The organism is Frigoriflavimonas asaccharolytica (genome assembly GCF_013294015.1).
GTDB lineage: Bacteria > Bacteroidota > Bacteroidia > Flavobacteriales > Weeksellaceae > Frigoriflavimonas > Frigoriflavimonas asaccharolytica.
This window is the reverse complement of record NZ_JABSNO010000007.1, coordinates 113,919-127,666: the sequence shown is the minus strand read 5'-3', so window position 1 is coordinate 127,666 and position 13,748 is coordinate 113,919. Positions and strand designations below refer to the sequence as shown.

At 32.9% G+C, this 13,748-nt stretch carries 12 protein-coding genes; 5 read left to right on the top strand and 7 right to left on the bottom strand.

The genetic code is table 11. From position 1 onward, the window contains the following. Positions 1 to 107 precede the first annotated feature (107 nt). Both HNQ03_RS06565 and HNQ03_RS06560 read left to right on the top strand, forming a co-directional pair. Positions 108 to 803: a DUF1003 domain-containing protein gene (locus HNQ03_RS06565; RefSeq protein WP_173778879.1), complete on the top strand. Its 696-nt coding sequence runs from the start codon at positions 108 to 110 to the stop codon at positions 801 to 803. 320 nt (positions 804 to 1,123) lie between these two features. Continuing rightward, the gene (locus HNQ03_RS06560; RefSeq protein ID WP_173778878.1) at positions 1,124 to 1,810 is read left to right on the top strand and encodes a C40 family peptidase; all 687 of its coding nucleotides are present in this window, start codon (positions 1,124 to 1,126) and stop codon (positions 1,808 to 1,810) included. A 71-nt stretch (positions 1,811 to 1,881) separates the two neighbouring features. Here the strand turns inward: HNQ03_RS06560 and HNQ03_RS06555 are convergent, their stop codons facing one another. The 7 genes from HNQ03_RS06555 to HNQ03_RS06525 form a co-directional block, all read right to left on the bottom strand. Further along, on the bottom strand, positions 1,882 to 3,042 hold the full coding sequence (locus tag HNQ03_RS06555) for a lycopene cyclase family protein (protein WP_173778877.1): 1,161 nt from the start codon (positions 3,040 to 3,042) through the stop codon (positions 1,882 to 1,884). Positions 3,043 to 3,242: 200 nt separating this feature from the next. Continuing rightward, positions 3,243 to 3,992: a sterol desaturase family protein gene (locus tag HNQ03_RS06550; RefSeq protein ID WP_173778876.1), complete on the bottom strand. Its 750-nt coding sequence runs from the start codon at positions 3,990 to 3,992 to the stop codon at positions 3,243 to 3,245. A 277-nt stretch (positions 3,993 to 4,269) separates the two neighbouring features. Continuing rightward, complete coding sequence (rodA, locus tag HNQ03_RS06545; protein ID WP_173778875.1) at positions 4,270 to 5,499, bottom strand: rod shape-determining protein RodA; 1,230 nt, start codon at positions 5,497 to 5,499, stop codon at positions 4,270 to 4,272. Continuing rightward, positions 5,496 to 7,532 carry a peptidoglycan D,D-transpeptidase FtsI family protein gene (locus HNQ03_RS06540; protein WP_173778874.1) on the bottom strand — a complete coding sequence of 679 codons (2,037 nt, stop codon included), beginning with the start codon at positions 7,530 to 7,532 and terminating at the stop codon, positions 5,496 to 5,498. Before HNQ03_RS06540 ends, rodA begins: the two co-directional genes overlap by 4 nt. Continuing rightward, positions 7,529 to 8,035 carry a rod shape-determining protein MreD gene (locus HNQ03_RS06535; protein ID WP_173778873.1) on the bottom strand — a complete coding sequence of 169 codons (507 nt, stop codon included), beginning with the start codon at positions 8,033 to 8,035 and terminating at the stop codon, positions 7,529 to 7,531. The genes HNQ03_RS06540 and HNQ03_RS06535 overlap by 4 nt, the downstream gene beginning before the upstream one ends. After that, on the bottom strand, positions 8,032 to 8,880 hold the full coding sequence (gene mreC / locus HNQ03_RS06530) for a rod shape-determining protein MreC (protein ID WP_173778872.1): 849 nt from the start codon (positions 8,878 to 8,880) through the stop codon (positions 8,032 to 8,034). Before mreC ends, HNQ03_RS06535 begins: the two co-directional genes overlap by 4 nt. 25 nt (positions 8,881 to 8,905) lie before the next feature. Then, positions 8,906 to 9,931 carry a rod shape-determining protein gene (locus HNQ03_RS06525; protein ID WP_173778871.1) on the bottom strand — a complete coding sequence of 342 codons (1,026 nt, stop codon included), beginning with the start codon at positions 9,929 to 9,931 and terminating at the stop codon, positions 8,906 to 8,908. A 264-nt stretch (positions 9,932 to 10,195) separates the two neighbouring features. On the opposite strand from HNQ03_RS06525, the gene HNQ03_RS06520 reads away from it, so the two are divergent. The 3 genes from HNQ03_RS06520 to hemC all read left to right on the top strand — a co-directional run bounded on the left by HNQ03_RS06520 (position 10,196) and on the right by hemC (position 13,748). Beyond that, entirely contained in the window at positions 10,196 to 11,449 is a 1,254-nt protein-coding gene (locus tag HNQ03_RS06520; protein WP_173778870.1) for a hypothetical protein, read from the top strand. 129 nt (positions 11,450 to 11,578) lie between these two features. After that, positions 11,579 to 12,856 (top strand): glutamyl-tRNA reductase, encoded by a 1,278-nt coding sequence (gene hemA / locus HNQ03_RS06515; RefSeq protein ID WP_173778869.1) that lies wholly within the window; start codon positions 11,579 to 11,581, stop codon positions 12,854 to 12,856. After that, complete coding sequence (gene hemC / locus HNQ03_RS06510) at positions 12,843 to 13,748, top strand: hydroxymethylbilane synthase (protein WP_173778868.1); 906 nt, start codon at positions 12,843 to 12,845, stop codon at positions 13,746 to 13,748. The genes hemA and hemC overlap by 14 nt, the downstream gene beginning before the upstream one ends.

Below are 13,748 nucleotides of genomic sequence, written 5' to 3'. Positions count from 1 at the left end.
TTTTAAAAACTCATTCAAAACAAGAATCTGTACTACAATTTGATTAATTTTACTCATCCGAAAAAGTACTGATCTAGTACAAAATTCTATTTCAAAAATACAAAATTATGAAAACAAGTTTTATCAGTAAAACGGAAATAAATGAAGGGGAACAAGTTGGTGGTGAAGATTTAAGAAAAGGTATTTTGGAATTGATTCAAAAACAGTATCCAGATTTTTCTCAGTCAGATTACATATCACTACAAGAACTTAATCTATACCGAAGGTTATACCTAACTTCCCTTATTACAGAGGAGAAAGGAGAGTTGGATATGATAGATGTGGATGTGATGGATGCTATTAATAATAATTCTATTCTATCAGAAAACATTCAGGATGAGGTAGAAAAAGAAAATACAGTAGGAGAAAATCTTGCAGATAAAGTGGCCTCTTTCGGTGGAAGTTGGACGTTTATTCTAGTTTTCTTCACTTTTATAATGGTTTGGATTTTTATAAATATTTGGTTTTTAGCTGCTAAATCTTTTGATCCGTACCCATTTATTCTATTAAATTTAATTCTTTCCTGTTTAGCAGCTATACAAGCGCCAATAATAATGATGAGCCAAAACAGACAAGAAGCTAAAGATAGAATACGCGGCGAGCACGATTACAAAATCAATCTAAAAGCAGAATTAGAAATAAAATTATTAAGCGAAAAAATTGACCATCTTTTGGTTCATCAAAACAAAATGATGCTCGAAATTCAAGAATTGCAAACAGATTATTTGGAAGATTTAATGAAGGAAATTCGGAAAAAAAATTAATATGGCTGTCCTTATTAATATATAATAAATGAATTGTTTAAAATAAAAAGCTTCATTTTAAACAATCATAAATATCGAAAAATTCAATGTAAAATAAATTTTTAATACAGCTTACAGGAAAAACACCCTTTTTTATGTTAACAAATCATAAAATTATTGAAACCATATATCACTAAAATAGGGAATCTAAATGATAATTCTATTAACATACATGGAAATTCTGTTAAAATACGTTAAAAGACACCGATCAGTTTTTCATAATTACGTAGATATTTATCGTAATCTCTATTTTTGCTCTCGTTAATCACATGATATACTATATGAAAAGCAAATTATTATTATTCTCAGCTGTTTTGGTTTCTTTATTTTCTATGCAATCTTGCGTTACCAATTATGTAGTTTCAGAACCAGCTATATATTCTAAAAGTTACAATTCTAATGCCAATATCTCTTCTATAGATTCAAAAATATTAGCAGAGAATAAAAAAGTATTAATCAATAGTTTTGCATATAACAAACCAAATTCTGTAGAATCTACAGTTTCTGCATTAAAAAAACTAGAGATTGCAAAAATTGCAAAGCACACACAAACAATAGATGCATTGCTAGAAGAAGCAAAATCTTACTTAGGAACGCCATACAGATACGGCGGAACAACTAGAAAAGGTATAGATTGCAGCGCATTCGTTCTTTCAGTATTTGGTGCAGCGGCAGGAGTTTCTTTGCCTAGAGTAGCAGCTTCTCAAGCGAAAGAAGGAGAAGATATCGCAAAAGAAGATTTGCAAAAAGGAGATTTGTTGTTTTTCTCAAAAGGAAGAGGAATTTCTCACGTTGGTATTGTAGAAGAAGTAACGGCAGAAGGTGATATCAAATTTATACATGCCGCAACATCCAAAGGTGTGATGATAACGACCTTGGGCGAAAGCAGCTATTGGAGCCCTAAATTTAGATATGCAAAAAGAATCATCAACGCAGATAGTGAACCAGTGAATATGGCACAAAACTAAAAAGCTTTGTTTTAAAAATACAAAATCCTTTGAAAATTTTCAAAGGATTTTTTTTGTTGAATTTTGCTGAATTATTTTAATTGTTTTATACCTGAAATAAGGAAATCTTTGATGGGCAAAACGCTCATTATCTTAATATCTTCCCAGATGGAACTTTCGTTTCCAAGAAATTTAAAAATTTTTTCTGGGGATACTTTTCTGAACATTACGGCAAAAATTTCTTTACCCGTTTGTTTTTTACTCAGCAACACTTCTAGCAACGTACGATCATACCAATCAAACATTTTATCTCGAAAGGTTTTTGCAGGATGAGGATATTTATCTAACTCTAAATTGTGCACAATTTCTGCAGTGTTTTTCTGAATAAATTGGAAAGTATATCCGCTGCTTGCTTTCGTAAATCCACCTGCAGTTCCTATATTGATAATATTTTTAGAAAGTAAAGCCGTTCTTTCAAATTTTGCTAAAGACATCGGAATGATGCCAAATTCTGTGTGTTTAATCTTAAAATTTTCTATTTTCAGATCTTCTCGGATGTATTTTTTTAACGCAATCTCATACGCTTCTTTTTCCAAAACTTTCTCGCTGAATAAAGTGTATTCTACCAAGGCTTCCGTAGAACTCGTAGGCAAAACATACATAAATGTTGCGCCGTTTTTTTGGTCTAAAGTAAAATCCATCAAGGTGCCAATTTCACTATTGAATGTTGCGCGTTCAGTTTGGATCACCCAACCTGTAAAATGCTGTAATAAGGCGTTTTTTACGTTGATTTCAGGATTAAATAAAGTCGTGGAATTAAAGATATATTGCGCTGAATATCGCCCTTTATCTGTTTCTACTATTGCCAAATTTTCCTCAGACGAAATATTTACAATAGGTTCTGTTAAGAAACTTACATTCCCAAAATCTTTAGCAAAAGAAAACACAAATTGATAAAAATCTAAACCTTGAATCATTTTGTAGCTATAATTTTTCAAATGGAATTCTTTGGTAAATTTTTCAGTTTTGAATTCTAAATTTTTCCATTGATTGCAGACTACTTCTTCAAAAATACCTTTTCCAGTTTCCCAAAAACACCAAGTTCTATCATTGCTATTCTTTTCAGCTTTGTCTATCACGAGGATTTTTTTCTTGTTTAATGTTGAATTTTTCAAAATTCTGTAGAGCAAGCTCAATCCTGCAGCTCCAGATCCTGCGATGATGTAATCGTATTTATTTTCAGAAGTTGTCATATTATAATAAAGAAAAAATAGCGTGAAATTTTAAAGATACAGTAAACAATTAATTTTAGAAAAATTTTATTGCTAGAAATTTGAAAAGATTTTTCAACCATTAAGAAATTAAGATTATTAAGTACATCATTCGTCAATTTTGAAATAGTTTCTACCAAAAACTTAATTTCCCTTAATTTCTTAATAGTTCAGTTAACAATTTACTTTTCAGTTTTCATCCATCGGTCCCAAAAAGTAAAATACAAACCGAAGTTTTTCTTTAAATTTCTGTGGTGCTGATCATGATGAGTAGCACCAATAATATGCTTCTGGAAAAATTTAAATTTTTTGATAGAAGGATAGATTTCTACACCAGCATGATTGATGATGGCAGAAAGCGTCATTAAAAATAGCGTAATCATCACAGCTACGAAACTCATTGGCAAAACCATCAATATTGCAGGAACGATGATGGCTTGCAAAAAAGATTCTACGGGATGAAATGAAAACGAGGTGAAAACGGTGGTGTTTACACTTTGATGATGCGCCATGTGAAATTTTTTCAGAATTTTGGAAGTGTGCATCCATTTGTGCAACCAATAATAATAAAAATCGTGGATCAGTAGATAAATGATCACGCTTATTGGGATATACCAAAGTGGAAAATCATAGATGTCTGTATAAATTTGGGTGAAACCAAGCTGCCAAAAAACCAGCAAAATCATACCCATCACACTAAAAATGATGGCGCTGTAGGAAGATAATATCAATTCTCTTTGTATCTGTTTGCCATTATTTTTAGGTGTGAAAAGAATGCGTTCTTTGTTTCCTCTATCAAAAATTTTGAAAACCAACCATTGATAAAAACCCGAAAGCAAAATATAGCGGATGTAAACAATGATGAATATCAAAACCAGCGACACCAGAAATGTAACAGGATCTGTGAAATCTAAACCGGCGATTGTTTTCATTATTAAAAATTGAACTTGCTGATTGTAAAGATAGTGAAGAAAAATTTGAAGTTTTCATACAATAAAACATGATTTTTATCAAAAAGCATAAAATCCTTCTACGACGGTTCAAATTTCACTTCAAACTCATTCGGAGTGAAGCAAAATTCATTCGTAATTCTTCAACAAGCCATTGAAGTTCTGCAGAATAGTAATTAAATACTTCTGGACGAAATTTTAGTATAAATAACAGTTTAACTGTCGAAGAATCTTCAATTGTGAAACCAAAATTTTTAGTTTACACCAAAGAATTCTGATCGCTGTAATTCAACTTAAAGAAAACAAACGTCATGATTGAAAAGGCAACCAAAGAACTTCCGCCATAGCTGAAAAAGGGTAGTGGAATACCAACGGTAGGGAAAAGTCCCATCACCATTCCGAGATTTATAGAAAAATGTAGCAATAAAATAGACGCGAAACAGTAGCCAAAAACCCGATTGAAAACCGTTTTTTGTTTTTCTGCTAAATAATAGATTCTTCCGATGAATAAGGAATAAATTAAAATTAACAAAGAACTTCCAAAGAAACCCCATTCTTCGCCAACTGTACAAAATATATAATCTGTTTCTTGTTCTGGTACAAATTTACCTTGCGTTACAGAACCTTCTTTGTAGCCTTTCCCGAAAAATCCGCCAGAACCGATTGCCGTTTTTGAGTATAAAAGATTGTAGCCAGAAGTATCTCGAAAGGCTTTTTCGCCTTTATATAATACTAAAATTCGCTCTCTTTGATGGTCTGGCATTTTTTCTAAAATTAATGGCGAAGCGAAAGAAAGCCCGCAAAGAAAAATTAATATCCCAGAATATTTTCCGATACTTATTATATCCCAAGTAATTCTGTATAAATTTACTACGATTAAAATAGCTGCTAATATTATAATTGCAATCACCACATAAAGCGGATCTACTGCTAAAGAGATTAGAAATACGGCGCCAATAACACCTACCACTCCAAATACATAACCACTTAATCCTTCGCGGAAAAGTGCAATCACAAAGGCAGAAAATACGAGTACAGAACCTACATCTGGAATCATAAGAACTACAAAAGCAGGTATGCCAATAATGGCAATAGAAGTGACGAGGGATTTATTATTTTTAAGATTAAAATCTCCTCCAGATACATAATTGGCAAGCATTAGTGCTGTTCCAATTTTTGCAAATTCTACCGGTTGCATCGTCATACTTCCGAATTTGTACCAGTTTCTTTGTCCAAGAATTTCTGTACCAAATGGAAATAAACCTATCAAAAGTAATACGCCACCGATATAGAAAACACCTGCTAAATTCTCGAAAAATTTGGTGCGCATAGCGAAAATTATCAAGCCTAGAAAGAGGGAAATTCCTAAATACAAGGCTTGCTTGTTGCCTAGTTTTTCGTCTACAGAATATACATTTGCAACGGCAAAACCACAAATGAATAGGTAGCAAAGAATGCCAATTTTATCTAAACCTTCTAGCCACTTCATTTTTTGGATTTTAGGTTTAATCTTATCTGTAGAGAATCTTTTTTATAAAGCAATTCTGCACGAAGCGCGGCATCTTTTATAAATTTTAAACTATCTTGTATTTGGAGAATCTTCAGAGAATCTTTGTTGGGTTCTTTGTACCAACCTTTCTTTTTCAGGCGTGCAATTTCTTGTCGTCTATACTCACTCATGAAACTTCCGTTGATCATTTTTTTGTATAGATTTTCTCTTTTTATATCTCCTGTCAAAAATTTCTCTGCAATTACGGTACAAGCTGGTCCTGCCCAAGTTGCTCCAAAACCAGCGTGTTCCATAACGGCAACTACTACGATTGTTGGATTTTCTGCAGGCGCAGCCAAAACAAATATTGAATTATCTTTACCTTGTGGCACTTGCGCAGTTCCCGTTTTTGCAAGCTGCGTGAAATCTTTGGATTTTAAGCTTCTACCAGTTCCTGCAAGCATTACTTGTTCCATACCCTTCATCACAACATCGTAATAATGCGGATTTGTAACCAGGGTTTTATGTTTTACTTTAAATCTTGGATCTGGGTTTGGTTTTCCGTCGATGGATTTAACGATGTGAGGTGTGACATACCAACCTTTATTCACAATAGCTGCTGTGAAATTCGCCATTTGTAGTGGTGTAACCAAAATATCTCCTTGTCCCATTCCATCAAAAATTGCCCCAGTAGAAAGCGGACTCCAATCTTTTACATCTTTATCTATGCCTGCTCCTTTGTAGATTCTTCTTTGATAATCTTCATAATATTTCCCAGATGGAATTTTACCAGGTGCTCCTACAGCAAGATCATTATTCATATAGTCTCCTAAGCCAAAACTTTTCATTATGGCGCGCCATTCATCTACGCCTTTTGATGGGTTTCCAGGATATTTGTTAATGATTGCCAACATTGCATAAGAAAAATAACAGTTGCTGGAAACTTGTATAGAAGGTATCATGGGAACTGCGCCGCCATGTCCTTTTATGCGTAATCCTTTATAATTAAAACCGCCACCACATGGGAATACGGTATTTTCATCAAGAACGCCCATTTGCATTCCTGCAAGTGCCGTTAATAATTTAAAAGTAGAACCAGGTGGATATCCAGCTTGTATAGATCTATCAAAAGTTGGCATATTGAAAGTGTCCTTTCCTAAACGATAGATATCTCTGGATTTATTGCTCCCTACAAAAATATTTGGGTCTATGTCTGGTCCAGTTGCCATTGCTAGAATTTCGCCAGTTTTTGGGTCTAGAGCTACAATTGCACCACGTTTATTAACCATCATTTCCTCTGCAATTCTTTGCAAATCATAATCTATAGTTAGGGTAATATCTGAGCCAATAACTTTGTCTACATCTAATGTTCCATCTTTGTAAGGGCCAACATCTCGAAGTTTAATATCTTTTTGAATGAATTGTACTCCTTTTTCGCCTCGTAAAAATTTTTCGTAAGATTTTTCTACGCCTGTTTTTCCAGCAATATCTCCTGGGCGATAGTAGGTAGAATCTTTCTTGATGTCGCCTGCATTTACTTCATTTGTATAGCCCAAAAGATTTCCGGAAGTACTCACTTCATACTGGCGAACTGGTCTTGAAACTATATTAAATGCGGGATATTTAAAAATAATTTCCTGGATTCTTGCAACCTCCTCTCTATTTAAATTTTTTATAAAAGTAATGGGAGTTAACTTAGAGAAATATTCTTCCTTTCTTATAGATTTTATTTTAGTAATGAAATCTGTTTTGCTTATTTTCAACAGCGAGCAAAAATCTAAGGTATCGAAATCTGGTCGCATCAATGCTTCTGTGTAAGAAATTTCGTAAGCGGGTTGATTTCCTACTAAGATTTTGCCGTTTCTATCAAATATAACGCCTCGTTGTGGAATATCGTAATGGGTTTTTATAGAAGTATTGGCGGCATTTAGCGCATATCTATCTGTAAACAATTGCAAATAGGAAAGCCTTGCCACAAAAATAAGAGCAATGATGGATAAGGCGATAGTAATTTTATAATATTGAGGTTTCAAACTTTTTGTTTGATTTTAAAGATGAGTGCGTAAAGTACAATAAATATAAAAGAAATACCACTAGAAATAAGGATATCTAATAAAATTTCAAAAATTCTAGAGAATTTGAAAAACTCTAAAAATTGCACCAAAAATTGATGAAAAAAGATGGACGCTAAGATAAATATTAAAAATTGTGTCCACTGCAAAGAGCTAAAAGAAAAAAAATCTGTGGAAGTATCTGTAGATGTTCGGAAAATTATTAAGCGAAAGTATGCCAAGCAAACCGTGGCAAAGGCATTAATACCCCAAGTTCCAAGAAATGCATCTATTCCTAAACCTATGATGAAACTTAAGCCAAGAAAATGAAATTTATTGCGAAAAAATGGGTAAAACATCACAAAAACTGGATACAAAACGGGGGTGTATTCTCCAAATAATCGGATTCTGTTGAGCACGAAAATTTGCAAAGCCAAAAGAAAAGCAATGAGTAATAGGTCTGTGTAGATGGTTCTGCTTATCATTCTCTATCTATTGTAGCTTGCAAGGTGTCTTGTATTTTTTGTACTTCCGCTTTTTTAAGATTTTTCACCACATAAATAGTACTTAATGTACCCATTTTCTCTGTAAGTTCTACAGAAATGTCCCAATATCCCGTTTTGCTATCTACTTTGTAGCCAGCAATAGTTCCTATTGTTTTACCTTGTGGAAATAGGGAAGATTTTCCGTCTGTTTGCACAGTATCTCCAATTTTCAGGGGTACATATTTTGGTATTTCATTCAAATGCATGATTCTAGAGTTTTCTCCGCTCCACGTTAAAGTCCCGAAATATCCTGTGTTTTTGAGCGCTGCATTTATTTTAATTTTGCTCATGCTTAATACAGATTGCACCAAAGAATAACTATCCGTTGTATTTATCACTATACCTGCGATTCCATTTGGTGCCATTACGCCCATTTTCGTAGTTACGCCATCGCGTTTTCCACGGTTAATGGTAAAGTAGTTGTCTTTTCTATTGATAGAATTATAAACAATTTCGCCAGAAACGAATGTGAAAATTTGCCCTCCGCCAACAGTATCGTGCACTTTTCGAAAAATTGGAATTTTGCTGGCATCTTTTCCATAGACTTGTTTCATCAAATCTTTGTTCTGCGCCACCAATTTCTCGTTGGTTTGTTTTAATTGAAGATAAGAAGCCCCTTCATCTACCACACCAGAAACGGAAGAGTTGAAAGCTGCAACTTGCGCAGCCAACCAAGATTTTTGCATAGAATTTCTACTGAAAATCAATGCCAATGCAATTATTTGCAAGAATAGAAAGAACATCAATAGTCCGTTCTTGGAAAATAACCGCAGTAGAAAACCCATGAGATGATGTGAAGTAAATTAGATTTTATTTAATTAAAAAATTAAATTTATCAATATTTTTAAGTGCAATTCCAGTTCCGCGAACTACTGCTCTCAACGGATCTTCTGCTACAAAAACAGGTAAGCCTGTTTTTCTATGTATTCTATCTGCAAGACCTCTTAGAAGTGCACCGCCACCTGCAAGATAAATACCTGTTTTGTAAATATCTGCAGCCAATTCTGGCGGAGTAAGAGATAGTGTTTCCATTACTGCATCTTCTATTCTTATGATAGATTTATCTATCGCTCTTGCTATTTCTTTATAGCCAATCATGATTTCTTTTGGTTTCCCAGTAATCAAATCTCTACCTTGTACTGGAATATCTTCTACATCCACATCCAATTCTTCTACTGCAGAGCCAACTTCAATTTTCACTCTTTCTGCTGTTCTTTCTCCAATGTAAAGATTGTGGTGTGTTCTCAGATAATAAGCAATATCATTGGTAAAAACATCTCCTGCAATTTTTATAGATTTATCGCAAACGATACCTCCTAAAGCAACCACTGCTATTTCTGTAGTACCACCACCTATATCAATAATCATGTTTCCCTCAGGTTTTTGAACATCTATACCTACACCAATTGCTGCAGCCATAGGTTCAAAAATAAGGCGAACTTCTTTTGCATTTACTTTTTGAGCAGAATCTCTAACAGCACGTTTTTCAACCTCCGTAATTCCAGATGGAATACAAATTACAATTCTTAAAGCTGGTTGAAATAATTTGCCCTTCAAAGCAGGGATTTTTTTAATGAATTCCTTTATCATGTGTTCCGAAGCAGCGAAATCTGCAATTACACCATCTTTCAATGGTCTCACAGTTTTGATGTCTTCGTGGGTTTTTCCTTGCATGTGTTTTGCCTGTTCACCTACAGCTATTGGTTTTCCAGTGGAGCGTTCTATCGCTACGATGGAAGGTTGATCTATCACAATTTTATTGTTGTGAATGATTAAAGTGTTTGCTGTACCAAGGTCAATCGCAATTTCCTGCGTGAACATATCAAATAATCCCATTATGTTTTTCTGCTTTTTATAAGGCTACAAAGATATAAATTTTGATGCATTATAAGGAGGGAAATATTTATATTTTTGGTTAAAAAGTCTTAAAATTAAAAAAAATTTAGTTTTTCTTTTCAGATTTAGATTTTAGCGATTATTCATTAATAATATATCGCATCATTTTTAACAAATTAATTCTTTAAAATTAGATTTATATCAGCAAACTTTCATGTATTTAACTCACTTATTTTTATATTTTTGCAAATTATTAAAAACACTATGAAGAGAATAATTTTATTATTACTAACTGGATTTACAACATTTATTTACGCTCAAAAAGCTGAAATTGAAAAGAAAAAAGTTACAATCAAAATTCCTAAAAACGAATTTTATAAAGGCTTAAATACGTATGATATTATCATTCAGGGTGATGACTCTTGGAACAAAGAATATGCTCACAAGACAAAAAAAACCTATGAACACAATGTGACGAAAAATAGCATCGAAAATTATTCTAAAAAAGATACTATAAATCCTGATTTTCGTGTGTTTATGGGTTATAAAGGAGCTACTTACAAGAAATCTAGTAACGGTCAATTTGCTTTGGATGGAGATTTTAAATATTTAATTTTAGATAAGAATAATGAGATTATCTATGAAAAAGGACTTAATGCCGCAATGTATTCAGTAACTTACAATGGGAAGCCCAATCAAAGTCTTACAAATGATTTAAATAATTTAGCATATAAATACATAGGAGATAATAATTTAATTACTAATGAAAAGGAGTTTACATTAAATTATGGCATATTTGAAAAAGCTGATAAATTTGAAGATTTAATAGAATTTAATACTAAAACTGATGAATTTCTAAATAAAATAGAAAATAATTCATTAGATAATTCTTATTTATCAGGTTTGGAAAAATTTTATTCCAGTTTTGTAGGAAAAGAGTATAAGAAAATAAATTCTAAAGATCTTAATGAAATTGTTTACCTCAATTTATCGCTCGTAAATCTTTTTCTTTCCAATTTTGATCAATCATTAGAATATCTTGAAACTGCCAAACAAAATGTGGGTATGTTTAGCATGTGGCCAACAAACACGAAATCAATTATTGATAGTTTTATCCTGGTAAACTCGAAGAATAGTGGCGTGAAAATCAATAATTTATCTTATGATTCTGTATATTATATCAATTTAGACGGAAGCGTTATTCAAAAAGGACAGGCGAAAACTGGAAAACTTAAAATAGATCGTTTTGCGAATCTATCCGAAGGAAGTTTAATGAAATCTGATGATCCTACCAAAGCTAAAGTTTGGATATACAAAGATAATGGGGATGCTGATTTTGTATTAGTAGATGATGCTACGACGATAAAAACAAACAATGGAGTAGAATTAAATTTTATTTCTTACAACAATAAATTTTTATTAGCAGAAAAAACCAACGATGCTTGTTATAAACAATTTGAATCAAATTCCGATGTAATTTATTGTAACCAAAATGGTAAATTTGAAATACGAAAATAATATTTTTAATAGAAAATTATTAAACATAAAGTAATAAACTTACAATCAAACGCTTTCAGAAATGAGAGCGTTTTTTTGTGACAAACCTCATTGGTATTATCATTAAAATTGTCGTAAATTTGCTATCCTATGATTGCAGAGAATTCCATCTTACATCAAACATCTAATTTCGCAGTTTTATCTCTAAGCTATGAAAAAGCAGATGCAGAAACGCGAGGAAAATTCGCTTTTTTTGATTCTCATATAAAAGCTTTTGTAAACAACATCAAAGATGAAAATCTGGGTGATGCATTTGTGGTTTCTACTTGCAATAGAACAGAAATTTATACCACCACGCAAAATTATCTGCACATCGCAGAATTATATTGCGATACCGTTGGCGTTTCTATTCAAGAATATATGCAATTTGTACATATTTTGAAAAGAGAAGAAGCTGTGAAACATCTATTTCGTGTTGCTGCAGGTTTAGAGAGTCAAATCATTGGTGATTTTGAAATTATTGGGCAGATAAAAAATGCTTACCATAGATTTAAAAAAGAAAAGCAAAATGCCAATCCATATTTAGAGAGAGTCATTAATTCTGCGATACAAATTTCTAAAAGAATTAAAAACGAAACAGGCATTTCCAACGGTGCAGCTTCTGTTTCTTATGCCGCAGTACATTATATTTTAAATAATGAAAAGCAACTTTCAGACAAAAATATTTTGCTATTGGGAGTAGGTGAAATTGGCCAAAACACCGTAGAGAATTTAGTGAAACATGTGTACAATCCTCATGTGAAAATTGCCAATCGATCTTCTTTAAAAGCAGAAAAAATTTCTGAAAAATACAATATTCCGCATATTCATTACGACGATTTTCAAGCAGAATTGAAAGAAACAGATATTCTTATTGTGGCTACTGGAGCAGCGCATCCCATCATCAATAAAGGGCACTTCCCGAATGGTAAGAAAACTTTGGTGATAGATCTTTCCATACCACACAATGTAGAAAAAAACATCACCGACAATCCTAATGTAGAATTGGTAGATGTAGATTTTCTATCTCAAAACATACAAGGAACATTAGAAAATAGAAAAAAAGAAATTCCGAAAGCAGAAAATATCATCGCAGAAATGACATTGGAGTTTGAAGAATGGGAAAATAAAAGAAAAATGGCACCAAATATTCATCAATTTAAAGCAGCATTGCAAAATATTGAAACCAATGAATTGCACAATATCCACAAGAAATTTCGTTACGCAAAGGTAGAGGATATGGAGCTTTCTAATAAAATGATTCAAAAAATTACTAACAGATTCGCCAAATTTATCCTTGATCATCCAGATAGAGCCGATGAAATAAGCAAGTTGATGCACGAAATTTTGGTAGAATATCCCAATACAGAATTTAATGAAAAACATTAGAATTGGCAGTAGAAATTCTCCTTTAGCACTTTGGCAAGCTAGAGAAGTGGCAAGACATCTGCAAAATAAAAATTATAAGACGGAAATTATCCCAATAATTTCTACTGGTGATAAAAATCTGGCGGTCCCACTCTACGAGATGGGAATTACGGGGGTTTTCACGAAAGATTTGGACGTTGCACTGCTAGAAAACCGTATTGATATTGCCGTTCATTCTTTGAAAGATATCCCGACAAAATTGCCAAATAATCTTTCCATCATTGCTTATTTGAAGAGAGATTTCCCAAAAGATGTTTTGGTGAAAAAAGAATCTAGCAAAAACAAAGAACACCACGAGTTGAAAATTGCAACCAGCAGTTTGCGAAGACGTGCTTTTTGGCTGAAAGATTTTCCTGAAACAGAGTTTTGCGACATTCGTGGAAATGTGAACACCAGATTGAAAAAACTGGAAGAACAAGATTTTGACGCGACCATCTTTTCTCAGGCAGCTATAGAAAGAATGAAATTGAAAATAGATTATGAAGAATTAACAAATCTAATTCCTGCTCCTGGACAAGGCGTAATAGCAGTTGTTGCGAGAACAGATGATGCAGAAATAATCAATTTGGTTAACTTCATCAACGACGATGAAACACAGATTTGTGTAGAAACGGAAAGAATCTTTCTGCAAACTATGGAAGGTGGTTGCACTGCACCGATAGGCGCTTTTGCAGAAATAATTGGCGATGAAATGAGATTTCGTGGTAGAATTTGCTCTTTAGACGGAAAAAATGAAATAGAAACTGATGATGTTTTTAAATACAGTTCTGAAGAAAATTTTGGTGAAAAAATAGCATTAGAAATGCTGAAAAGTGGTGCCCAAAACATCATGAACGATATTAAAGCTCAATAA

What these genes read in the sequence shown, in the direction of transcription:
- hemA (WP_173778869.1), top strand. Translation starts at nt 11,579, where the DNA reads ATGATTGCAGAGAATTCCATCTTACATCAAACATCTAATTTCGCAGTT.
- HNQ03_RS06555 (WP_173778877.1), bottom strand. Translation starts at nt 3,042, where the DNA reads ATGACAACTTCTGAAAATAAATACGATTACATCATCGCAGGATCTGGA.
- mreC (WP_173778872.1), bottom strand. Translation starts at nt 8,880, where the DNA reads ATGGGTTTTCTACTGCGGTTATTTTCCAAGAACGGACTATTGATGTTC.
- rodA (WP_173778875.1), bottom strand. Translation starts at nt 5,499, where the DNA reads ATGAAGTGGCTAGAAGGTTTAGATAAAATTGGCATTCTTTGCTACCTA.
- HNQ03_RS06535 (WP_173778873.1), bottom strand. Translation starts at nt 8,035, where the DNA reads ATGATAAGCAGAACCATCTACACAGACCTATTACTCATTGCTTTTCTT.
- HNQ03_RS06520 (WP_173778870.1), top strand. Translation starts at nt 10,196, where the DNA reads ATGAAGAGAATAATTTTATTATTACTAACTGGATTTACAACATTTATT.
- HNQ03_RS06525 (WP_173778871.1), bottom strand. Translation starts at nt 9,931, where the DNA reads ATGGGATTATTTGATATGTTCACGCAGGAAATTGCGATTGACCTTGGT.
- HNQ03_RS06550 (WP_173778876.1), bottom strand. Translation starts at nt 3,992, where the DNA reads ATGAAAACAATCGCCGGTTTAGATTTCACAGATCCTGTTACATTTCTG.
- HNQ03_RS06560 (WP_173778878.1), top strand. Translation starts at nt 1,124, where the DNA reads ATGAAAAGCAAATTATTATTATTCTCAGCTGTTTTGGTTTCTTTATTT.
- HNQ03_RS06565 (WP_173778879.1), top strand. Translation starts at nt 108, where the DNA reads ATGAAAACAAGTTTTATCAGTAAAACGGAAATAAATGAAGGGGAACAA.
- hemC (WP_173778868.1), top strand. Translation starts at nt 12,843, where the DNA reads ATGAAAAACATTAGAATTGGCAGTAGAAATTCTCCTTTAGCACTTTGG.